The sequence below is a fragment of the uncultured Mucilaginibacter sp. genome (assembly GCF_903893715.1).
In the GTDB taxonomy this organism is placed as follows: domain Bacteria; phylum Bacteroidota; class Bacteroidia; order Sphingobacteriales; family Sphingobacteriaceae; genus Mucilaginibacter.
The window spans coordinates 14,821-38,536 of sequence record NZ_CAITNG010000116.1 but is presented as its reverse complement, the minus strand read 5'-3'; the positions used below and the strand labels follow the sequence as shown (position 1 = coordinate 38,536).

General features: G+C 45.2%; 17 protein-coding genes. 16 read left to right on the top strand and 1 reads right to left on the bottom strand.

The genetic code is table 11. The features are described 5' to 3' along the window. Positions 1–423: 423 nt before the first annotated feature. From QZX97_RS13370 to QZX97_RS13305, 14 genes are all read left to right on the top strand, one after another. A complete protein-coding gene (locus QZX97_RS13370; RefSeq protein ID WP_363152529.1) occupies positions 424–2,859 on the top strand; it encodes a TonB-dependent receptor in 2,436 nt (811 codons plus the stop codon). A 2-nt stretch (positions 2,860–2,861) separates the two neighbouring features. Then, on the top strand, positions 2,862–3,524 hold the full coding sequence (gene pnuC, locus QZX97_RS13365) for a nicotinamide riboside transporter PnuC (protein WP_295653185.1): 663 nt from the start codon (positions 2,862–2,864) through the stop codon (positions 3,522–3,524). Next, positions 3,521–4,609 carry an acyl-CoA dehydrogenase gene (locus QZX97_RS13360; RefSeq protein WP_295653183.1) on the top strand — a complete coding sequence of 363 codons (1,089 nt, stop codon included), beginning with the start codon at positions 3,521–3,523 and terminating at the stop codon, positions 4,607–4,609. The genes pnuC and QZX97_RS13360 overlap by 4 nt, the downstream gene beginning before the upstream one ends. Positions 4,610–4,685: 76 nt before the next feature. Further along, on the top strand, positions 4,686–6,395 hold the full coding sequence (gene pafA / locus QZX97_RS13355; protein WP_295653181.1) for an alkaline phosphatase PafA: 1,710 nt from the start codon (positions 4,686–4,688) through the stop codon (positions 6,393–6,395). A gap of 128 nt (positions 6,396–6,523) precedes the next feature. Then, the gene (locus QZX97_RS13350; RefSeq protein ID WP_295653178.1) at positions 6,524–7,147 is read left to right on the top strand and encodes a thiamine phosphate synthase; all 624 of its coding nucleotides are present in this window, start codon (positions 6,524–6,526) and stop codon (positions 7,145–7,147) included. A 76-nt stretch (positions 7,148–7,223) separates the two neighbouring features. Then, positions 7,224–7,991, top strand: a complete 768-nt coding sequence (locus QZX97_RS13345) for an enoyl-CoA hydratase/isomerase family protein (RefSeq protein WP_295653175.1) — start codon at positions 7,224–7,226, stop codon at positions 7,989–7,991. Then, positions 7,988–8,854, top strand: a complete 867-nt coding sequence (locus QZX97_RS13340) for an SDR family oxidoreductase (RefSeq protein WP_295653172.1) — start codon at positions 7,988–7,990, stop codon at positions 8,852–8,854. Before QZX97_RS13345 ends, QZX97_RS13340 begins: the two co-directional genes overlap by 4 nt. 107 nt (positions 8,855–8,961) lie before the next feature. Then, positions 8,962–9,243 carry an ATP-dependent Clp protease adaptor ClpS gene (locus QZX97_RS13335; protein ID WP_295653170.1) on the top strand — a complete coding sequence of 94 codons (282 nt, stop codon included), beginning with the start codon at positions 8,962–8,964 and terminating at the stop codon, positions 9,241–9,243. 303 nt (positions 9,244–9,546) lie between these two features. Beyond that, a complete protein-coding gene (locus tag QZX97_RS13330) occupies positions 9,547–10,821 on the top strand; it encodes a TonB-dependent receptor (RefSeq protein WP_295653168.1) in 1,275 nt (424 codons plus the stop codon). A 45-nt stretch (positions 10,822–10,866) separates the two neighbouring features. Then, a complete protein-coding gene (locus tag QZX97_RS13325; protein ID WP_363152531.1) occupies positions 10,867–12,447 on the top strand; it encodes a TonB-dependent receptor in 1,581 nt (526 codons plus the stop codon). Positions 12,448–12,513: 66 nt separating this feature from the next. Then, complete coding sequence (locus QZX97_RS13320; RefSeq protein WP_295653165.1) at positions 12,514–13,977, top strand: hypothetical protein; 1,464 nt, start codon at positions 12,514–12,516, stop codon at positions 13,975–13,977. A gap of 299 nt (positions 13,978–14,276) precedes the next feature. After that, entirely contained in the window at positions 14,277–17,051 is a 2,775-nt protein-coding gene (locus tag QZX97_RS13315; protein ID WP_295653163.1) for a TonB-dependent receptor, read from the top strand. A 4-nt stretch (positions 17,052–17,055) separates the two neighbouring features. After that, positions 17,056–18,477: a hypothetical protein gene (locus QZX97_RS13310; RefSeq protein ID WP_295653161.1), complete on the top strand. Its 1,422-nt coding sequence runs from the start codon at positions 17,056–17,058 to the stop codon at positions 18,475–18,477. Between the two features lie 160 nt (positions 18,478–18,637). Further along, positions 18,638–20,002, top strand: a complete 1,365-nt coding sequence (locus tag QZX97_RS13305) for a histidine-type phosphatase (RefSeq protein ID WP_295653158.1) — start codon at positions 18,638–18,640, stop codon at positions 20,000–20,002. A 53-nt stretch (positions 20,003–20,055) separates the two neighbouring features. Here QZX97_RS13305 and QZX97_RS13300 read toward each other — a convergent pair whose 3' ends face one another. After that, positions 20,056–20,967 (bottom strand): T9SS type A sorting domain-containing protein, encoded by a 912-nt coding sequence (locus tag QZX97_RS13300; RefSeq protein WP_295653155.1) that lies wholly within the window; start codon positions 20,965–20,967, stop codon positions 20,056–20,058. Positions 20,968–21,100: 133 nt separating this feature from the next. On the opposite strand from QZX97_RS13300, the gene QZX97_RS13295 reads away from it, so the two are divergent. Then, positions 21,101–22,975: a HAMP domain-containing sensor histidine kinase gene (locus QZX97_RS13295; protein ID WP_295653153.1), complete on the top strand. Its 1,875-nt coding sequence runs from the start codon at positions 21,101–21,103 to the stop codon at positions 22,973–22,975. 12 nt (positions 22,976–22,987) lie between these two features. Then, positions 22,988–23,680, top strand: a complete 693-nt coding sequence (locus QZX97_RS13290; protein ID WP_295653152.1) for a response regulator transcription factor — start codon at positions 22,988–22,990, stop codon at positions 23,678–23,680. Positions 23,681–23,716 lie beyond the last annotated feature (36 nt).

Sequence of the window (23,716 nt, the reverse complement as noted above, 5' to 3'; positions counted from 1 at the left end):
TTTATTTTTTTATAAAAAATTATTTCCCCCCCCCCCCCCCCCCAAACAAATCCAAAATCGAACATTCGAAATCCGAAATAATCATCCAAAATCCCCCCAATTTCCAATTTCAATATAAAAACCTACATTTGCCCTATAATTCTCAAGGGGTGCCTTGCTTTGGATAAGATAAAACAAACTGCAGATTGTTTTAACCAAACTGAAAGACAGGCTGAGATCAAACCCATTGTTTAGTTAAGTGGTGTACATCTACAGTTCAGGAATCCAACAGAAAGGACCAATGAACCAATGACCAACCGACCAATGAACTAAACAGGAACCTGATCCGGGTAATGCCGGCGTAGGGAGAGGTAAAAATAGTTAAGTGTACTGCTTGCGCGCCCTCGCTTGCAGATGGTTTAACTCGGTTTAATTTAAAAAACATTGAAAAATTTAATTGCAGCGCTAAGCGTTCTGCTGATGCCGTTTTTGGCTTCGGCACAGTTTTCCATATCCGGAAAGATCACAGACCAGCAAACCGGCCAAACCTTGCCCGGTGCTACCATCAACATCGAGAACACCTGGTCGGCTACGTTGGCCGACGCGAACGGTGCTTACACCTTTAAAAATGTAAAGGCCGGTACTTACACCATCAAGGTAAGTTTCATCGGCTACCAAACGGCACAAAAAACAGTATCGGTAACGGCCGCCACGACCGTAAATTTTGGCCTCAACCTGAGTACTTTAATGGGCGACGAGGTAACCGTTAAAGCCACCCGCGCTACTGCCAACTCGGCCACCACCTTTACCGACCTCAGCAAAAAAGATCTCGACAAAAACAATTTTGGCCAGGACTTGCCTTATTTGCTCAACCAAACCCCATCGGCGGTCATCACCAGCGACGGCGGTACAGGCATCGGCTACACCGGTATCCGCATCCGCGGCAGCGATGGCACCCGTACCAATGTTACCTTGAACGGGATACCCTTGAACGATGCCGAAGACCAGGGCGCCTACTTTGTCGATCTGCCAGACCTCGTTTCCTCTGTCGATAACATACAGGTGCAGCGCGGTGTAGGTACATCAACCAACGGCGCAGGCGCTTTTGGTGCCAGCATCAATATGCAAACCACCACCCGCCGCGATTCGGCCTATACCCAATTGGATAATTCCGTTGGCTCGTATGGTACGTACAAAAATACCGTGAGTGTAGGTACGGGCCTGGTGGACGGCAAGTTTACGTTCGATGGCCGCTTATCGCGAATAGAATCGAGCGGTTATATCGACCGTGCCGCTTCGCACCTTAAATCATTCTTTTTAAGCGGTGCTTATTATGGCAAGAACACGCTCATCCGTGCCAACGTATTCTCGGGTTACGAGCAAACCTACCAGGCCTGGGACGGTATCCCCGAATACACCCTGTACAGCGGCAACCGCACTTATAATGAATTAGGACTGGAAGCCGATGGCAAAACATTTTATCCTAACCAAACCGATAACTATACCCAAAACTATGTGCAGCTCTTGGTCGACCAAAAAATAGCCAATCATTTGTCATTCAGCGGCGCACTGTTTTATACCAAAGGCTTTGGTTATTACGAAGAGTATAAACCCAACGAAGCCCTGGCCAACTATAACGTTACGCCTGTAGTGGTGGGCGGCAAAACAGTCGACAGTACTGCCCTGGTGCGCGACCTGTGGCTCAACAACGATTTTTACGGTGTAACCTATGCGCTGCACTATGATCCTGCAAAAGAGTTCCATTTTACGCTTGGCGGCGCGTATAACCAATATCTTGGCGCACATTACAACAACATCGAGTGGACGCAGCAAAGCACCAACATCCCGCCCAACTTTGAGTACGAACGCGATAACGCCAAAAAAACCGACTTCAACATTTTTGGAAAGGTAGATTATCAGTTAAATGATTTCACCTTTTTTGCTGATATGCAATACCGCCACATCGATTACTCTTTTTATGGTTTGATAGACCAGAACGGCAACAGTTTGCAACAATCCGTTAGCCTCGACTTTTTTAACCCTAAAGGCGGCATCACTTATCAAATCGGCCCGCAAAGCAATGTGTACCTCAGTTTGGCTGTTGCCAACCACGAGCCTAACCGCTCGGATTATGTGGCCTCCACACCAACAACCCGCCCAAGCTCCGAAAACCTCCAGGATTATGAATTAGGTTATCGCATCAATACCCCGGTATTTAAAGGCGGCATTAACGGTTTTTATATGAAATATAAAAACCAGTTGGTGCTCACAGGCTCCTTAAATTATGTTGGCGAAGCAGTACGTGTAAACGTACCCGACAGCTACCGTGCCGGTGTTGAGTTCGATGGCAAACTAAAAATATCCGACCAGTTTAGCTGGGCAGCTACTGCAGCTTTGAGCCAGAACAAGATAAAAACCTTTACGGCGTCCTACTATGATTATGATAACGGCAATACCGTTACAGGAAACTTAAACAACACCGATATCGCCTACTCGCCTTCCTTCGTAGGCTCAAGCGAGTTGGGTTGGATGCCTTTAAAAGGTGGTGAAATAGCTTTCATCATCAAATACGTGGGCATGCAGTATTTGGATAATACTTCCAACCAAAACCCCGCAGGTTACCCCGCTGCTGATCCGGCTAATTCAAACCGTACCATTGGTTCGTATTTTATAAATAACCTGCGTTTCAGGTATAATTTCCAAACCAAAGCGGTTAAAAATGTAGGCATCGCGTTTTTGGTGTACAATATCTTCAGCACCAAATACATCACCAATGGCGCTACTTATCCCGATATCGAGAGCGGGCAGGTGGTCAACTATAACTACTACTTCCCTCAGGCCCCGCGCAATTACTATTTAACCTTAAGTTTAGGATTTTAAATATGCACTGGCACGAGTGGTACAGCCTTTTTGTGGCGCAAATGAAAGAAACAACCCCATTGCAATGGATAGCCGTTGCATTGGGGGTTGCCGAAGTATTGTTGGCTCGTGTTAACAATGTTTGGCTGTATCCTACGGGTATTTTAGGCACTATTTTAGGCATTTACCTCTTATTTGATGTAAAGCTTTACGCCGATTGCGCACTCAATGTGTACTACATTGTGATGAGTTTTTACGGCTGGTATTACTGGATAAAAAAGGCCGATAAACCACCCGTCGAAATTGCCTGGAGCAACCGCACGGAATGGTTTATCACCTTAGCCATATCCATTGGAGGTACAGGTTTCCTGTATTTATGCCTCACCAAACTCTTGTTCGTGTTTCCAAATTATACGCCGTCAAACGTTCCTTTTTGGGATGCTTTTATATCGGCAACAGCCTGGGCCGGCATGTGGCTTTTGGCACGAAGAAAAATCGAAAACTGGTTGTTGCTCAACCTATCTAACATATTCGCCATCCCGCTGTTGTTTTACAAAAAACTGCCATTGTTCGGGGCATTAACCGCGTTTCTGTTCATCATCGGCGTATGGGGATTTTTTGATTGGATAAAAATTTACAACCGCGATAAAGCAGCCAAAACAACTAAAATACCCGTTACTGAATGACCATCATCTCGCACCCCTCGCAACAATTACAACCCGATTGGATAAGCGCCATCCGTGATAACGCCGCACAATCTGAAAAGGATGGCAAACTGCTGCCCGCGCAACTGCAATTGGCATATGAGCAGCAATGGTTTAAAATGCTGGTTCCCTGGGTATACAAAGGCCTGGAACTGAGCCTGCCCGAAGAGGTGCGCCTGATAGAAACCCTCAGCTGGGCCGATGGCAGCCTGGGCTGGACGGTAACCCTATGCACCGGCGCGGGCTGGTTCGGCGGTTTTCTGGACCCGGCATTGTGTGAGAAAATATTTGCCGACCCCGAAGTTTGCCTCGCCGGCAGCGGCGCGCCAAAAGGCACAGCCATTATTGACGGCGAAGGCTACCGAATCAGCGGGAGTTGGAATTATGCCAGCGGCGCTTTGCACGCCACGCATTTTACAGCCAACTGCATCATGCACACACCCGACGGCAAAGCCGAAGTTCGGCCTTTCATCTTCGAAAAAAGCGAAGTAACCGTACTCCCTGCCTGGAACTATACCGGCATGGTAGCCACCGGCAGCCACAGCTTCGAAGTTAATGACTTGTACGTCCCTGCCAACAGGATGTTCCGCATCGATGCTGACTATGCTATTATTCCAAGCCCGCTATACCAATACCCTTTTCACCAACTGGCTGAGGCTACTTTGGCGGTTAATATTTCGGGTATGGCCATCCATTTTCTCGACCTGTGCGAAACCGTGTTTGCCGAAAAGAAAGTTGCCAAGGGCCTGTCGCAAAACCAGCAAAACGAATTAGATGAAGCCCTGCAAAGTTCAATAGCAAAACTCAACGCAGTACGCCCCGAGTTCCACACCACCATGTACCGCTCCTGGGTCGATTACTTAGGCGATGCCTCTGTCGACCCTGAGCCTAACCTGAAAAAAGTAAGCGCTATCAGCCGTAAACTGGCAAAAACTTCCCTGCAAATTGTGGATGAACTGTACCCCTACTGCGGCCTCATCGCGGCAAGCACCTCATCTGCCATCAATCAGGTTTGGCGCGACATACATACCGCAAGCCAGCATGCATTGTTAACTTTTAGCGAATAATTGTCAATATTGTTAACATAAAGGTTACATTGGGTTTTAATTGCAATGCTATATTTGGTTTTTCTAATTCCTTAGCATGAAAATTAAATTATTACTCCCCTCGTTAATTGCAATTATTGGTTTAAACGCCTCTGCACAAACAAAAAAACCGGTTCATCCTGCAAAAGCAACACCTGTAGTTGTAGCTACGCCCGTTGTTGCTGCCTCGCCGGCACTGCCCCGCCCAAAACTGGTGGTGGGTATTGTTGTCGACCAAATGCGTTGGGATTATCTATACCGTTATTACGACCGCTACCAGGATAATGGGGGTTTTAAACGCCTGTTAAACGAGGGTTTTTCATGCGAAAACACCAATGTCGATTATATACCTACCGTAACCGCGGCAGGCCATACCTGCATCTACACCGGTTCGGTGCCCGCTCTGCACGGCATAGCCGGTAACGATTTTATTGTTCAGGCTACAGGCAAGTCCATGTACTGCACCGAGGATACTTCGGTACGTACCGTAGGCAGCACATCCGCAGCAGGGCAAATGTCGCCGCGCAATATGCTCACCAATACCATCACCGACGAGCTGCGCCTGTCCACAAATTTCCGCTCCAAAGTAATTGGTATCGCTTTAAAAGACCGCGGCGGAATACTGCCAGCCGGCCATACCGCCAACGCTGCTTATTGGTTTGACGATGCGACAGGCAACTGGATAACCAGCACCTATTACATGAAAGACCTGCCGCAATGGGTAAAAGATTTTAACGACCAGAAACTGGCCGAAACCTACCTCAAAAACGACTGGAACCCGGTTTATCCGCTCGATACCTATTTACAAAGCAGCGCCGATAACAGCGACCGCTACGAAGGCAAATTTAAAGGTATGGATGCGCCTACATTGCCCGTTAAAACATCGGGCATGTATAAAGGCAATCTGGGCCTCATTCGTAATACCCCCTGGGGAAATACCATCACCCTCGATATGGCCGTTGCCGCCATCAACAACGAGCAATTGGGCAATAACAGCAATGCCGTAACCGACTTCTTAGCCGTGAGCCTTTCGTCTACCGATTATATTGGTCACCAATTTGGCATTAATGCTGTGGAGATAGAAGATACCTACCTGCGATTAGACCGCGAAATTGGTTCGTTCTTAACCTATCTTGATGCTAAGCTGGGCAAAGGCAACTATACTGTATTCCTGACTGCCGACCATGGCGCCGCGCACAACCCAACCTTTTTAACCGACAATAAAATTCCCGCCGGTGTTTGGGATGATGCCGCCGCGAAAAATGCCCTCAACAAACAATTGATGGACAAATATAAAGTGGACTCGCTGGTGATAAGCCTGCTTAATTACCAGGTTAATTTTAACTATCGCATCGTTAATTACCTGCATTTGGACGAAGACGCTTTGAAAAAAGATTGCATCTCCTTCCTCGAAAAACAACCGGCGGTAGCGTTTGCTGTTGATATGAAGAAAGCCCAAACGGCCAGCATTCCTGAAGAATTGCGCATGCGCATTGTGAATGGTTACAGTTTAGACCATAGCGGAACCGTACAAATCATTTTAAAACCCGGCTGGTTTTCGGGTAAGGCTGCTACGGGCACCACCCACGGCACCTGGAATCCTTACGATACGCACATCCCGCTGGTATTTATGGGCTGGGGCATACAACAAGGCCATACCAACGTAGCGACTCACATGACGGACATTACGCCAACCATAGCAGCTTTACTACATATTCAAGCACCAAACGGCAGCATTGGCACACCGATTGTACAGGTATTGAAATAGGGATAGAAAAATAAAAAGGGTCATCCCGTCCGTTAGCTAACGGATCGGGACCTCATTGGAAAGATTTATAGTTGTCTGTGATTTATGATGAGGTGCTGAAATAAATTCAGCTTGAATTAGTTTTTTAAATGAAAAAATACATCTCCCGTTTTCATTACCTTACACAGGACATGCCCGGCCATACGCATATCGAACAGGCCGATATGGCTTGCCATGCCGGGGCAAACTGGATACAATACCGCTGCCTCAGCAAAACGGATGAGGAGATGCTGGCCGAAATACACCACATTGCCGCCGACTGTGATGACTGGGGCGCGACGCTTGTCCTCACCAATCATTACCATTTATTGGATAAAGCGGATGTGCAAGGCGTACACATCGAAGACCTGAATGCTGATTTGGTAGCCATCCGGAAGGCCATCGGCGATGATAAAACATTAGGCACATATGCAATAAATATCGCCGACCTGCTGCGCATACAAAGCCTCGGTGTGGTAGATTATTGCAGCTTTGGCCCCTTCGCCCATACCGATACCCTGCCCAATGACTATCCCCTCATCGGCTTCAACGGCTACCGTGAGTTGGAAAAACACCTCATCACCATCCCGGTAATAGCTGTGGGCGGTATTCAATTGGCTGATGTCGAAAATCTAATGGCAACCGGTATCCACGGCATCGCAGTTTCGGCTGCTATTAACCTCGCCGTCGACCCTAAAGCCATGGTCAAAGCTTTTTATCAGAAAGTTTATTGAGCGTTAGATGATAATTACTATGCATGCATTGTAATTATAAAAAATTAATACGACCTTGGTGATGTAAATCTAACCAATGAACACACTACAGGTAACCATAAAAGACAGGCTGGCCGTTATCGCGCTCAACCGGGGCAAATCCAACCCGATGAATGCCGAAATGATAAAAGAGCTGCATCTGCTGGTGCAAAGCATCGATGCCGACGATAACATAGGCGGTCTCATCATCACCGGCAAGGAAAACTTCTTCTCGGCCGGGCTTGATCTCATCGAACTTTACGATTATAACCACGAAGAAATAGCTGTTTTTTGGCGCAGCTTTTTGTCGCTGCAGGCAAAAATGGTAGCCTTTAAAAAACCAATGGTGGCGGCCATCAGCGGGCATAGCCCGGCAGGTGGTTGTGTGCTGGCCATGTGTTGCGATTACCGGGTAATGGCGCGCGGCAAATACATCATAGGGTTGAACGAGATACCCGTTGGCATTATCGTTCCCGATAGCATTTTCAGTTTATATGCCTTTTGGCTGGGTCAGCGCAATGCTTACCAATATTTAATGGAAGGTAAATTGCTTTCTGTGGAAGACGCCTTGCAGGTTGGCCTCATCGATGAAATTTGCAATCCCGAAAGCGTCATTAGCACCGCCGAAAAAAAGATTCGCACCTATATGCAGTTCAACGCGGCCACCTGGAGCCAAAGCAAGCTCAACCTGCGCAAACGGCTAATAGCAGACGCAAGTGCCGACCAAACCGAAAACCTCGACATGATGTTGAAGCAGTGGTGGGCACCCGAAACCCGTAAGCTATTGCAAATGATTATCCAAAACTTAAAAGCACCCAAACCATGACACAGGGAATGTTGCGCGACGACGCGTTAAAAGGTAAAACCATCATCGTTACCGGTGGTGGCACAGGTTTGGGCAAAGCCATGAGCACTTATTTTTTAACCTTGGGCGGCAACGTGGTCATCACCAGCCGCAAGTTGGAAGTGCTTACCAAAACCGCTGCCGAAATGGAAGCCGCCACAGGCGGTAAAGTACTGGCATTGCAATGCGATGTACGCAATTACGATGAGGTGGAAGCGATGCTCAACCAATCCATACAAAAATTTGGCCGGGTTGATGCCTTGCTCAACAATGCAGCCGGTAATTTTATATCGCCAACGGAGCGGTTATCTGCAAATGCGTTTTCCACTGTTATTGATATTGTGTTAAAAGGATCGGTAAACTGTTCGCTGGCTGCCGGTAAGTATTGGATAGCCAATAAAATACCCGGCAATATCCTCAATATCGTTACCACCTATGCTTTTACCGGTTCGGGATACGTCGTTCCATCGGCCTGTGCCAAAGGCGGCGTATTGGCCATGACGCGCTCGTTGGCTGTTGAATGGGGCAGGCATAACATCCGCACCAATGCCATCGCGCCCGGCCCATTCCCAACCAAAGGAGCCTGGGAACGCTTGTTGCCCGGCGAAATGGCCGCCAAGTTCGATTTTAAAAACCGCGTACCCTTAAAACGCGTTGGCGAACACCAGGAACTGGCCAACCTGGCCGCATTTCTGGTTTCCGATTTCTCGGGATATATAAACGGCGAGGTTATTACTATTGATGGCGGCGAGTGGCTGCAGGGCGCGGGCCAGTTTAATGCTTTGGAAATGGTTACACCCGAAATGTGGGACGTCATCGAAAAAATGACACGCTCCGCAAAGTAAAAGCGGAATAGCAAGCGGTGAATATTTCTTTGCTCACAAGGCGAAGTAATTTCATTTGCACATTTTCGCATTCGCACATCTGCACATCATTCCGTAAATTTGCAGCCATGTCCACCCAGGTAGAAGAACAGACCCTCACACTCGAAGAAATTTTATCGAGCCTGAAAGAAATGCACAGGCTTATTTTATGGAATGATGATTTCAACACCTTCGACCATGTGATTTACTGCATGATGAAATACCTCGACTATACGGAATCCCAAGCCGAAAAAATAGCCTGGAAGGTACACAACGAAGGCAAATGTGCCGTGTTGGAAGGCTCCTTTACCGAAATGGAGATCTACCGCAAAATTTTACAACAAGAAGGCCTCACCGTTACTGTTGACTAATTAACCCCGAATTAACATTAATAACATTGAGTTATTATTTCCTTTATATTAAGGAAATGGTATCATCATGATATGTTAACCCTCCCTTTACATTCCTCTTACACCACACGCGTTCCTTTGTAGCAAAATCATATTGCATACGAATGAGGGATATCTACGCTGCTAAAAGCCAAGCTTCTCTAATCATTCTGCAATTGATAATGTTAACTCCTGATTGATTATGGATTGTTTCAACACAATTCAAAACAATATTTTATTGATTGGCTAAACCTTATAGTACACTTTAATAACAATTGATTATTGATGAAAATTTCTACGCACCTGTTAAAAAAACTCTATTTAATTTTTGTCCTGTTTATTAGCTTTATCGCCTATGCCAATGCGCAAGCAACCCTAAAAGGTAAAGTAACGGATGCCAAAACCGGCGAACCGCTTATTGGCGCCACTGTGCACATACAACATGGCACCACCCAATTGAACACTGTGGTTAAGCTCGATGGTTCATATCTTTTCAAAAGTGTAACACCCGGCACCTATCAGTTACAGGTAAAATATGTAGGCTATAAAACCACAAAAGAATATACAGTTGAAGTTACCGCCAACAGTACCGCTATTTTAAATATAGCGATGATAGATAACTCGACCTCCCTTAACGAAGTAACCATTGTGGAACACGCCAGCCGCGAAAGCGATAAAGCCGCCCGATTGATAGAAAAAAACAGCGATAACACCATGAACCTGGTTTCGGCCATGTCTATTGCCATATCGCCAGATGTGATCATATCGAACGTATTGGGCCGTGTGTCGGGCATAACGCTTGAGCGTGGCAATACCGGCGACGGCCAACACGTCATCATCCGCGGTATGGACAAAAGGTACAACACTACCTTAATAAACGGTGTAAAAATTCCAAGCCCCGATAATAAGAACAGGTTTGTGCCATTGGATATCTTCCCTTCGGATCTGGTGGAACGCGTAGAGGTTTCGAAAACCTTAACGCCCGATTTGGAAGCTGATGCCTCGGGTGGCGTGGTAAACCTGATCATGAAGACTGCGCCCGACAAGTTAAGATTAGATGGTTCGATAGGGACCGGCTATAGCCAGTTATTTCTCGACCGCCATTTTGCCACGTTCGATCCAAGTACTCAAAACGCGAAAGCGCCCGGCGAATTTCTACCACCGCTTGGCTTCGCTTCTCCAAGTAGCTTCCCTTATCAAAATTTGGTTACCACCAATACTACAGCTCCACCAAATACCAATGCCAGCTTAACTATCGGCGACAGGTTTTTGAATAAAAAATTGGGGATACTATTTTCAGGATCATACCAAAATACTTACGCGGGCAACAACACCTGGTATGCGCCACCGGTTAAGGTTCCCGGCCCGGCTCCGGATCCAAATTCGCAAATGGATGCTTCTGCATTCGAAAGTTCAAACGTAAGGCTTTATTCATCAAAGATCGACCGCACTGGTTTGATTTTGTCTACCGATTACAGGTTTAATAAAGATAACGACATCAGCGTATTTGGTACGTTCATACAATTGAACGAGCACAGGGTGCGCGAAACTACTCACTAGACTTATGGTGGTTACTCATTTCAGGATTACCATTGGACCAACGCGATTGACCAGTTAACCGAAACGCGATCGGACCTGCAAAGTATTTACAGTGTAATAGTAAAGGGCGATCACAAAATAGCCGATCCGTTTAAATTAGATTGGACGGTTACCACATCCGAAGCCAGCCATAAATTACCTGATGTTGCCGAGTTTGATGTAACCAGAAAAACTACCCCGGTAAGCCCTGGTGGAACGTATTCGCCAACCCCTGGCAGCCCCGGCTCATTTACTTATGTTGCCCCTGCCATTATTACCGATACCGCCCGCACCGCGAGTGAAAGCCGCGTATGGACACGCAATACCGATAAAGACGTTTCGGCCTATTTAAATTTTCACTACGACACAAAACTTTTCTCTCGCAAAGCCGAATTTAGTTTTGGTGGCATGTTCAGGCATAAAACCAGGGCAAATTTTAATGATGCCTACAGCTTGTACCCAACTCCCGATCCAACTTCGGTATCAGGGCAGCAAAATTTTGTATCTATCCCTGCATCAAAATTCGGTTTCACCCCACCTTACAATGCCCAAGGGTCATCCTTTAGCGACGCCGGTGTTTATTCCTTTTACGAGAATGTGCAAGGTGCTTATGCCATGTTAAAATATCAAGCAACCGAAAAATTTGATATGATATTTGGTGTTAGGACCGAAAATACCTTCCAGCATTATGATTCGTCGAGCAACCCTGCATTGGGCGGCCAATCTGCAAACATCTCTTACACCGATTATTTGCCGACCATTAATGGAAAATATAATCTGACCGATGTTCAGGCCATCCGTGCGTCATGGAACCAGTCTATTTACAGGCCAACCGCTTCAGATTTGATACCGTTTGCCGACGTTAACGCCGACGGTGTTGCAACCACCGGCAACCCATATTTACAACATACAGTTGTTAACAATTATGATTTGCGTTACGAAGCCTTCCCGGGTGCGTTAGATGAATTTATGGTTGGCGGTTTCTACAAACAACTAACCAATGCTATCGAGTACCAATATGTAACTCAAAATGCCAGCACATATATTTCGCCTGTAAACTTAGGTGATGCCAACAACTATGGTTTAGAATTGGTAGGTAAAAAATACTTCGGCAATTTCGGCCTATCGGCAAACTACACCTATACCCACTCCATTATTACCTCCACTAAAAAGTACGAGGCGATAGGTTTGTCGACCCCTATTTTTGTAAGTCAGGTTAGGCCACTGCAAGGTCAGTCGGCTAACGTAGGCAACTTCTCTTTCTTATACAAAGACGCCAAGCGGAGTTTGGATGCACAGTTGGCATTTTCGTACACGGGCGAGCGGATAAATGCCGTATCGCAATGGAAAGACCTTGATATATGGGAGAAGCCTTCCTTAAACCTCGATTTTTCTGCTCAAAAGGAGTTCAAAAAGAAATACGTGCTTTTTGTTAAAGTCAACAATATCCTTAATACCCCTTACGAGTTATTCATCAAACAAAATAACGCCAATAACTACAGCGGCGTGATGAGGTACTTCTATCAGGAAAGCCCTAATTACACCACAGTTGAATATGATAAATTCTATGCCCGCTATTCGTTGGGTATCAGGTTCAAGCTGTACTAATCAATCGCATATATTAATATCAAACAGTAAATAAAATCACCATCAAACTCAACAACCAAAAAAACTATGAAAAAGTTAAAATTAGGTCTATTGGCCTTATCAGTGCTCGCTGTTGCAGCGTGTAAAAAAAGCAGCGATAACGCACAGGTTGCCGCGCCTCAAATACAGGTAGGTAAATTGATAAGCAACACAGCGCCATTGGCAGCGGGAAGTTACAAAGGTACCTTTCAGGCCGGTCAAACTTATACCGTAAACGGCAACATTACTGTAAACGCCGGCGATACCTTGTTGATTCAAAAAGGTGTTACCATTAACATGGCAAAAGGTGCCAACTTCTTTGTAAACGGTATACTGGTTAGTTTAGGTACAAGCGATGCGCCTACAACTATTACTTACCCGGGCCCGGCAAATAACCCACGTGTTAAAACACATGGCGCAATTTCTACAGCAGCAACCGACTCTGCTTATGCAGGTGGTTGGGGTGGTATTTATTGCAGCGTAACCTGCCCTAAACTGATTATTAAATGGACACATATTGACTTTGGTGGTGCCGCTTTAGCTGCAGCCCCTTTCCCTGCACCAACCTTGGCAAAAGCAGGTAGCCAATACCTGATTTTCTTCGAAAACCCAAATGGTCTGTTGGTATTAGAAGATTCTTGGATGTATGGCTCGCCTGATGATGCTACCCGTTTTTACGGTGGTGCCATGAACATTATGCGTAACACTTTAGAAAAACTTGGTGGCGTAGGCGGCGACGGTTTGAACGCTAAAGGCAGCAGCTACGGTAACATGGCTTATAACATCATCATTGGTGGTGCTACAAACGGTACCAAAACAGCCAGCGATAACACCACATCAACCGAGTGCCAGTTTACCATGTACAACAATACTTATGTGAACGATGGTTTCCGCAACACCGGTGTTTATGGCGCACGTAGCGGTTCTATCGAGGTTGAAAACGCTTCGAGGGTATCAGCATACAATAACCTGATTGTTGATTGCGATTTTGGTTTACGTATTGCAGGTGGCCCGGGTGGAGCTAAAGTTTATTTAGCCGATACCCTGTATAATACCAGCGGTTATATTTTACATACTTCATATGGTTACAACTTTTACTATGGCGATAACGCTGCTATGGTTAACCAGTTTGTACCTACAAGTGTTGCTCAACCCGTGGTAACTCACCCACAATCTACCGATATTCCTAACATGAAAGCGTTATTAGGTCCAACTTATACTTTTGGCTTTATCTATGATTTATCTTCTACCCTGGTAGGTGCCAACAATCCTAAGTTTGTAAACTTCCCGCTTCCACAGACACAAACCCAATGGATTCAACAATCATCAATTGATTCGTTCGACTTCCATTTAGGTGCAGGTTCACCGGCTATTGGTAAAGGAACAACTACAGCCTTTACCCCTATCACAACCGGTATTCCTATCGACGCCAACTTTGGTGCAAGCGAAATTACCGCTCCTGGTGCTGATATGGGTTGCTACCAAACAAATGGTACCGGTAACCACCACTAATCAGTAAAATATTTTCTTTTAAAAGGGCCGATGCATATGCATCGGCCCTTTTTTTTAACAATTGTTTAATACCATTCGGTACCTTAAATCAACAAAAAAGACACATTAAATTACCAATAATACAACAATTTGTTAACCGCTTGTTAAGCGCCTGCTCACACTATAACCTTTTCTTTGCGCCAGTATGGTATCGTAATACATAGTGTAATTATTTGACTGTCAATAAATTATTTTCTAAAAAATTAAATCGCACCAAACACTACATTAAATATTACCCCAAATTAACTAATTAACTATTGATGAAACCCTTTACATTTCCCCTTAAAAAATTATCGTTTCTCGCCTTGTTTTTGTTGTGCTTTTTGGCCTTTGCCAATGCGCAATCAACCATAAAAGGCAAAGTTACCGATGCCGCTACCGCCGAACCCATGGTTGGCGCCACCGTTCAATTAAAAGGTACAGGCAAAAGCCAGTTTGTACAATTAGACGGCTTCTTTACCTTCAAAAATGTTAAACCAGGCGATTACGTTCTTGTACTCAGTTTTGTGTCCTACAAAACCAAGGAAGTAAATGTTTCGGTAACCAATGGCAAAGTAAGCACCCTTACCGTGTCGATGGAGCCAACCACCAAAGAGTTAAGCTCGGTAACTATTGTCGACAACGAAAACTCGACCGACAAGCGTGCCCGCACTATCGAAAAGAATGCCGATGAGGTGGTAAACGTGGTATCGGCTAAAAGCATCGAGCTTTCGCCCGATGTAACTGTGGCCAACGTAACCCAACGGGTATCCGGCGTAACCATTGAGCGTAGCAACTCGGGCGAAGGACGTTATCCTATCATCCGCGGTATGGAAAAACGCTACATCAACACCCTTGTTAACGGAATAAAAATACCAAGCCCCGATAACAAGAGCCGTTTTATCCCGCTGGATCTTTTCCCTTCCGAATTGTTGGAGCGCCTTGAAGTAAGCAAAACGCTTACCCCATCAATGGAAGGTGATGCCATTGGCGGTACCATTAACCTGGTGATGAAGGATGCCCCCGCAAAAACTTTGTTGCAGGCAAATTTTGCAGCAGGTTACAACGCTATTTTTGCTGGCCGTAGCTTTGAGCAATTCGACAGGTCGACCATCAGCAAATTAGCGCCTACCGAAATAAACGGGAGCACTTACGCAGCCGTTCCTTCCGATTTCCCGGTGAACAACCTACACTTCTCAAACAAAGCCAACCCGATTAACATCAACTTCGGTATTACCTTTGGCGACCGTTTGTTTGCCGACAAAAAGCTGGGCTTTATTATTTCGACCAGCTATCAGGACAATTTTACCGGTAACAACTCTACTTTCTTTTTACCGAGTGCACAGCCGGGTGTAAACAACATACCCCAATTTACAGACTTACAAGCCCGTACGTATTCGCAGGAAAGCCGCCGTATAGGTCTGAACAACAAGTTCGACTACAAATTCAACAGCCGTAACAAAATATCCTTAGTCAACGTGTTTGTGCGCTTGGATGATTACCAAACCCGCAGGATAAGCGATACCATCGCGCTTAACTCCTTAGTCGATGCTTCCGCACGTAGTAAATGGCAATACCAATCCATCTATAACTCTACGTTACAAGGTGTACATCAATTAACCGACGCCTTGAAATTCGATTGGTCGCTGGCTTACTCACAAGCAGATAACCATGTGCCCGACCAGGCAGAATTTACGCACGAGTACCCAATCACAAAAACTTCGACCAGTGTTGATATTTTGCAAGGCATGACCCGCATCTGGACCCATAACAGCGACCAGGACTACTCGGTGTACCTGAACCTGACTGATAACTTTAAATTGTTTAAAAGGGCATTCGAATTGAAATTTGGTGGTTTGGAGCGCAACAAATCGCGCGATAATTATTATAACAGTTATAGTTTGACACCTTATTTAGGTACAAACAGTATACAGCCCTATACCAGTATAGACGCTGCCAACTATATATTTAAAAACACAGGGGCATCGCTTTGGAACCCTGATGGCAATACTTACACCTTTAAAGAAAACATTGCCGCAGCCTATGCCCAGGGTAAATGGGAACTGACCGATAGGTTGGAAGCTTTAGGTGGTTTACGTATGGAGTACACCAAACAAAACTATGCAACGCAATTGCCTATTGCAGTTGCCGCTCAAGCGGGTGAGATTAATTATACCGACTTTTTACCAAGCGGAATTTTAAAATATGGCTTACGTGATAATGAAGCCTTGCGCTTATCGTACTATCGTGCCATAGCCCGTCCTTCGTTTTCGGACATGATACCGGATGGCCAACAAGGTGAGATATTTAAAGAAGTGGGCAACCCCGAAGGATTAAACCATACCACTGCCGATAATATCGATTTCCGTTATGAGCTCTTCCCTAAAAACGCAGACGAAATTCTATTGGGGGCCTTTTACAAACGCATACACAACCCGATAGAATACGCTGTGGTGGCCGTAGGTACCTCAACATACCTTATGCCCGAAAACTTTGGCGATGCTACCAACTATGGTTTCGAAGCGGTATTTACCAAATATTTCGGCCCCTTTGGCGTGATAGCTAATTACACCTATACCAAATCGCAGATCACTACCGATAAGTTATACTACTTCCGTAACAGCTCGGGTATCGTAACCTCACAGATCCAGTCGGAAACCAGGCCCTTACAAGGACAGTCCGACAATATTGGTAACGCCGCGTTGGTTTACAAAAACTCCAAATTGGGCTTAAATATGCAGGTGGCCTTTGTTTATACCGGCCAACGCATCGCATTGGTTAACCCGGCCTATGGTTTGGATTACTGGCAACGCCCAACCGAGCAGCTCGATTTTTCAATTGAGAAGAGCATCGGCAAAAACTTTACCGTATTTGGCAAAGCCAACAACTTAACCAATACACCGTATGTTTTGGAGTTGCATGAATCATATAACGCTTACCTGGCCGCGCCGGGTTCACGCACATTGGCATTGCAAATTGATCCTAACAATGTGATCACTGTTCAAAAAGACAATTTCAAAACCAATTATTTATTTGGCTTACGCTATAAATTTTAATCTCATGAAAAAAGTATTTTATATCCTCATCGTGCTGTTGTTTTCAGGCTCAGTTTTTTTCTCGTGCAAACAAACGGCCGATTTTAAAAACCTGTCATCGGCAGTAGTGCCCATTTCATCACCCATAAGCAATGCAAGTTGTATCGGGGTTGGTGCAACGGCAGTGGCTATCAAAGGCACCATGCTGGCCGGCCAAACCTATACCATTTGCGGTAACGTGGTTATCAATCCTAAAGACACGCTCATCATCCAGCCCGGCGCAACCGTGGCTTTCACCGGCAACTGGGGCGTTGGTGTACATGGGACCTTGCTCAGTTTAGGCACAAAAGATGCACCTGTTTATTTTACTTATCCCGGTTTAACCAGGACAGACCAGATTGGTGCCAACCCGGCTACAGATGTGGCTTATGTTGGTAAATGGACAGGCATTATAGGCGCCAATGATTGCAACAAGATCATTTTAAAATGGACACACATCGAGTTTGCCGGTGGCAAACCAAGCGGCGATATCGCGGTACTTTCGGCAAGCCCTTATCCTATTTATTTCCAAAACCCTTATGGCGTATTGGTGCTCGAAGATTCGTGGATATATGGCAGTGTTGACGATGCTGTACGTACCCTCGGCGGTAAACTGGAGTTTTACCGTAACACATTCGAAAAATGCGGTTATAACAGCGGCGAGGCATTAAATGCCAAAGCCGGTACCATTGGCGATTTTGCCTACAATGTTTGCATCGGTATAGCCACCAACGGGCCAAAAAATTCCAACATCTCGGCCATCCCAGGTGTACCCGAATCAAATATCCGTATGTACAACAATACCATCATCAACTGCGGTTACCGTCGCTCGGCTGCAGGCCGTGGTGGTTCATTAAATTTTGAACAAGGCGCTGCAGGCATGGCATACAACAATATCATCGTAAACTGCAAATTTGGTTTACGGATAGTTCAAAACCCTATTGCCGATACTGCAAACATCCGCTACGGCTATAACTATACGTATACCGATTCGGCATCGGTTGCCAACCAGATCTATCCGTCGTTATCGGTTAGTACGGCAATAACAGCAGCGCAACCTACTGATGTGCCTTTGCCATCAACCTTTTTACCGGCAGGTTGGGCCCCAGGTCAAACTTATACTGCAAACACCGTGATATTGGGAACAAACAATCCTCAATTTATTAACGGTCCTGTTCCATTGCCAACTGGCGCTAACCTGCGCGACATTGTTACAGTAGGCAGCTATAACTTTAACTTAAAGTCAACATCTACCTATATCGGTAAAGGCTATACAAATTTTGTTCCTTATGGTGTACAAAATTCAACAGTGCCGTTAGATCCTATTTATGGCGTAACCCAATATACCCTGCCTGGCCGCGATATTGGTGCTTACCAAACCAATGGTACAGGTAACCAACACTTTTAAAAACAGCTTTAACCTCATCACAAAATGCGCTCCTTAAAAAAAGGAGCGCATTTTTTATTTTGTCATTTTTGGTATAACATCAAATAGTTGTATAATTATATCTTTACGGTATCGTTAAACATTTTTATACAATAACCCGGTTAAACAATCATCATATCAAATGAAAAAACGCCTTTTCTATTTTTCGTTTTTAGCTGTATTTGCTTTTGCAAACCCTTCGAAGGCCCAAAATTGCGCCGATTTTTATTGGGGCAGCCAATCTCTTTATCCCGGGCCGCAAAACCCGGTTACGCCAACGCCCGAAGAGTACACCCCCATTTTTATCAACTATGTGGGCCGGCATGGTGCTTCGCATTTGGTTAAAGATGTATCTACCACTTTCGTATTCCACATCCTGCAAAAGGCTGACAGCGCCCATGCGCTAAAGGTAGACGGTAACAAACTGCGCAAAATGCTCGCCCTCATCGAAACCCTCGAAAAACCCAAACTCGATAACATCACCCTTTCGGGGATTGACGATCAAAAAGCTATTGGTAAGCGTATGTTAGCCGAATACCCTTCGGTGTTTAAACCGGGCAGTTGCATCAAAGTTTCGGCGGTAAAAGAAGAAAGGATGACGCAAAGCGCCGCAGCCCTGCTTGCCGGGCTTAACCGTACTTTAGATGCGCCCGGTTGCGATAAAACCGACTATAACGATGATGATAACCTGCAACCCTTTAAATCAGGTCCCGGACTTAAGGAGTTTGCTGAAAAAGGCGACTGGAAAGACAATGTTGACAATATTAGGGATACAAAACGCCCCGATAACTTTAACATACGTTTTTTGAACCGCTTTTTTGAACAAAGCTTTTTCGACAGTATTGACGAAGATACCCAGAACAAGTTTATTGCCGATATGTACAATTTGAGCCTGGTAACCAACGCTATACACCGCGAAATTACTTTGGCCGGCTATACCTGGGCACAAGTGGATATCCGCTCATTTTTTACCTGCGACGAGTTGGCCTTGTTCGATAACCTCAACTCGGCCGCCGATTTTTACAAGAGCGGGCCGGGTAACGATAAACAAGGCATACAGGTGCGCAGCGCGGTGCCTTTGCTCGTCAACATGATCAATACTACAGACGCTTACTCTATAGGCCAAAACGTGGCCGCCGACGTACGCATCACCACGTCCGAGTCCATCGCTTCGCTGGCGGCATTAATGAACTTTAAGGGCGTAAGCAAAGAGAGCAACGATATCTTTAAATTCGAAAAGGTTTGGAAAGCCGAAGAGGTAATACCTTTAAGTGCCAACATACAGTGGATATTTTACAAAGGCACCACTCCCGATACCCGACGCGATTACCTGGTGAAATTTTTGCTGAACGAAAACGAAATTGCTATTGACGGTTTAAAAACACAAACCCCGCCGTATTACAAGTGGGAAGACGTAAAAGCCTTCTATCTTAAAAAACTAAACGATGAATGGGATGTAGAAAAGCTGAGCGACAATATGCACACCTACCTACTCAATTTAAAATAGGCACAAAAAAGGGCGAACTTTTAAGTTCGCCCTTTTTATTTAACAATTCGCTGTTATTCTTCTTTTATAATTCGTTTTAAACCTGTTTTACCACCTTGTTTAACCTCAAGATAGTATACCCCGTTTTGAGGCAGTTCAAAGGTTTTGGTAAAGTTGTTTGATGCCACTTTGCCCGTCCATAAAATTGCGCCTTCGGTATTTTTAAAGCTCACCTCGGCTGTACCAATTCCGGTTAACGAAAAATTGATCGTAAGCTTGTTCGATGAAAATTGAGGGCTTAAAACCAGGTCCTTTATCTCCAAATCTGTTTTCTCTGTACCTGCTATCCTTTTCGCGTTATCCGCACTGGCATCACTCACGTTAAAATCGATATGCGTGCTGATTCCGTCATTATCCACGTTCGAAAAACTGAAGCTCTGCGTATTTTTTCGGTTACGCCCCATTATTGTGGTGCGGCCGTTATTAAAGCTATAAACCTGAGGGTTGTTGTTCCCCGGTGCCATTGGCTCAAAATTAAAACTCATGCCGCTCATATCGCCCAATTTGCGCAGCTCCGACCGTCTTTCGGCACGGCTTGCACTGTCGTTCCTAAAAAAGAACCGGTTCCCCATATCGGGTATGGTGGCGATTACATCGTCGGCTTTTCCGTCCCTTTCTATCACTATATCCTGGGTTTTATCACCGTTTTTGCGCATCCTTAACGTTATCCGTTTGGATGAATCCGGTCCGTTAAATTTAAACGAAAAATTGTCGTTCAATCCGTTCAGCTTGGCCAATGCCTCTTTGCGCTCGGCTGGCGACAGGTCCCTGATGTTTTTACCGTTAATTAAGGTATCTTTATTGTTGATATTGACTTCCAAATCCTCTTTATGGCTTTGCGCCATCACAATAGGCGGCAGCATAAATATGGCGATGATGCCCAACGCAAACATAAACTCGAAACCGGGGCTTAGTAGTTTTTTCATGATCAAAGCGTTTAGTAAATAATGATTGTTTAACCAAAGTTACTAAGGCATTGTATGCGAAGATGTTAAATGATATGTTAAAAAATGTTAAACCGGGCTCACTTGGTCATAAATCAGATATTTTTGTTGTTGGATGAAAAAAAGGAGTATAGTTTTGATCACTACATTGATGGCTGCTGCGCTGCTGGGCGTAATGGCTATGCAATTCTATTTCCTCCGCCAATCGTACCATTTACAATCCGAATTGTTCGACCGCTCGGTTAACGAAGCCCTCAATACTGTAGTTTCGAAAATAAGCGAGCAGGACCATATCAACTTTTTAAATACCAAGGCAAAGTATCTGCCCAAGGCAGACGGGGCCGATACTCCCGTACATGTAACTTACAAAAACAAAAAATACTTGTACAGTACCGTAAGTACCAACCGCAAAAATTCTGCACCTGCCAACTACGATTCGTTGACAACAACAACCTCGGTGTTTTACACCCCTACAGGCAAAAACCACAACGAACGTATAACCCGTTTAAAAGACACGCTAAAGCAATTAGTCGCAATGCGCAATTTTGCCAAAGATTTGGAGGAAGTGGGCATACAAGTGAATGTGCAGGAATTTACCAACGAGTTTGGGCAAGTGCAGCAAGTGCTTACACCATCTTTAGTGCCTCTGCAAACTTTGCATAACGGCAACAAGCTCAACAAATACGATACTACCAGCATAGTTTATATCGACCCGATGATGGGGCGGCAGGTGATATCGGAGCGCCATATCAATCCCCTGTGGCAACGCGAGCACGACCGTAAAGAAAAAGAAGCACAGGTAAAGCGGGTACAACATTTGTTACAGGTTGAAACCAGTCCGCAGCACGATAAAGTGATCAAAATAAAGCCCAAAGCCGAGGTTTTTGAAAATCTTGCGGAAGAATACCAACGCACCAATGAACCGTTGCCGCAACGCCTCAACCAGGCACTTATCGACTCGTTATTACGTTTTGAACTGAATACCCGCGGTATCGACCTGTTATATAGCTACGAGGTAACTACCGCACACAACGATTCGCTTATTTTCTCCAAAGCGATGGACATGAATGGCGAACGGCCCGTTTTTATTGAGGCTGAAAGTTATAAGATGCCCATTTTTAACCAGGCCGTCATCAACGACCCCGGTAAATTGGTCATTTCCTTCCCTAAAAAAAATTCGCTTATTTTAAGCCATATGGCCGCTACCATGGCTACCAGCGGGGGTTTATTGCTGGTACTCATTTTTTGCTTTGGTTTTACCATTTACGCCATCCTTCGCCAAAAGAAGATATCGGAAATGAAAACCGATTTTATCAACAACATGACCCACGAGTTCAAAACTCCGGTATCCACCATTATGATAGCCAGCGAGGCTTTAAAGGATGACGAGATAGCGCGCGATACCAAAAGGGTATCAAAACTGGCCAACATTATATATGAAGAAAATGTACGTCTGGGCAGCCATATCGAACGGGTGTTGAACATCGCCAAGATAGAAAAGGACGACTTTAAGCTGGATATCAAATCGGTGGATGTGAACGAGATGATCACCACCGTGCTCGATAGTATGTTGCTGAAGTTACAAAAGCACGATGTTAAGATAGAAACCGACCTGAATTATGCCGATGGCCCGATGATGATAAAGGCCGATGAACTGCATTTCTCGAACGTGATATACAATTTGGTGGACAATGCCATAAAATACAGTAACGATACGCCCGAAATTACCATCACTACACAAACAAAAAACAAGCAAGCTATTATCAAAATAGCCGACAAAGGCATTGGCATGAGCCACGACCAGCAAACCCGCATATTTGAGCAGTTTTACCGCATACCTACCGGCAATCTGCACGATGTCAAAGGTTTTGGCCTTGGGTTGAGCTATGTGAATACCATTGTAAAACGTTTGAACGGCAGCATCAGCGTAAAATCGGAAAAGGATAAGGGTTCGGAGTTTGAATTGAGGTTCGATAAAGTTTCAAATTAAAAAAACAACAGCATGAAAAAAATATTACTTGTTGAAGACGACCCCAATTTAGGCTTGCTTTTGCAGGACTACCTGGAGCTTAAAGGTAAATTTGAAGTAGTGCTGTGCAAGGATGGCGACGAGGGGCTTAAAGCCTTCACTAAGGCCCAATACGACTTGCTCATCCTCGATGTAATGATGCCCAAAAAGGATGGCTTTACCCTGGGTAAAGAGATACGCAAGATGAACCAAACCGTCCCGATCATTTTTGCCACAGCCAAGGCCATGATTGAAGACAAAACACAGGCCTTTACCCTTGGCGGGGATGATTATATCACCAAACCATTTCGCATTGAAGAATTGCTGTTGCGCATAAACGCCCTGCTGAAACGTGTGAACGAAAAGGGCAAAGATGGCGCTGCCAGTCAGAACAATTTCAAGATTGGCAAATACGATTTCGACTATAAGCAGCAAATGATACGCGAGGGCGAAAACCAGCAAAAACTAAGCACCAAAGAAGCCGAACTGCTGCGCCTGCTCTGCCTCAAACAAAACGAAGTGCTCACCCGCGAGGAAGCGCTGCTCAACATCTGGCACGATGACAACTACTTTAACGGCCGCAGTATGGACGTGTTCCTGAGCAAGATACGCAAGTACCTAAAAGATGACTCAAAAGTAGAGATCATCAACGTGCATGGCAAAGGGTATAAGTTGCTGGTGAATTAAAAGCTACGATGCCTAATGAAAGCGTCATTGCGAGGC

What these genes read in the sequence shown, in the direction of transcription:
- pnuC (WP_295653185.1), top strand. Translation starts at nt 2,862, where the DNA reads ATGCACTGGCACGAGTGGTACAGCCTTTTTGTGGCGCAAATGAAAGAA.
- QZX97_RS13305 (WP_295653158.1), top strand. Translation starts at nt 18,638, where the DNA reads ATGAAAAAACGCCTTTTCTATTTTTCGTTTTTAGCTGTATTTGCTTTT.
- QZX97_RS13310 (WP_295653161.1), top strand. Translation starts at nt 17,056, where the DNA reads ATGAAAAAAGTATTTTATATCCTCATCGTGCTGTTGTTTTCAGGCTCA.
- QZX97_RS13330 (WP_295653168.1), top strand. Translation starts at nt 9,547, where the DNA reads ATGAAAATTTCTACGCACCTGTTAAAAAAACTCTATTTAATTTTTGTC.
- QZX97_RS13295 (WP_295653153.1), top strand. Translation starts at nt 21,101, where the DNA reads ATGAAAAAAAGGAGTATAGTTTTGATCACTACATTGATGGCTGCTGCG.
- QZX97_RS13350 (WP_295653178.1), top strand. Translation starts at nt 6,524, where the DNA reads ATGAAAAAATACATCTCCCGTTTTCATTACCTTACACAGGACATGCCC.
- QZX97_RS13315 (WP_295653163.1), top strand. Translation starts at nt 14,277, where the DNA reads ATGAAACCCTTTACATTTCCCCTTAAAAAATTATCGTTTCTCGCCTTG.
- QZX97_RS13345 (WP_295653175.1), top strand. Translation starts at nt 7,224, where the DNA reads ATGAACACACTACAGGTAACCATAAAAGACAGGCTGGCCGTTATCGCG.
- QZX97_RS13360 (WP_295653183.1), top strand. Translation starts at nt 3,521, where the DNA reads ATGACCATCATCTCGCACCCCTCGCAACAATTACAACCCGATTGGATA.
- QZX97_RS13290 (WP_295653152.1), top strand. Translation starts at nt 22,988, where the DNA reads ATGAAAAAAATATTACTTGTTGAAGACGACCCCAATTTAGGCTTGCTT.
- QZX97_RS13300 (WP_295653155.1), bottom strand. Translation starts at nt 20,967, where the DNA reads ATGAAAAAACTACTAAGCCCCGGTTTCGAGTTTATGTTTGCGTTGGGC.
- QZX97_RS13340 (WP_295653172.1), top strand. Translation starts at nt 7,988, where the DNA reads ATGACACAGGGAATGTTGCGCGACGACGCGTTAAAAGGTAAAACCATC.
- pafA (WP_295653181.1), top strand. Translation starts at nt 4,686, where the DNA reads ATGAAAATTAAATTATTACTCCCCTCGTTAATTGCAATTATTGGTTTA.
- QZX97_RS13320 (WP_295653165.1), top strand. Translation starts at nt 12,514, where the DNA reads ATGAAAAAGTTAAAATTAGGTCTATTGGCCTTATCAGTGCTCGCTGTT.
- QZX97_RS13335 (WP_295653170.1), top strand. Translation starts at nt 8,962, where the DNA reads ATGTCCACCCAGGTAGAAGAACAGACCCTCACACTCGAAGAAATTTTA.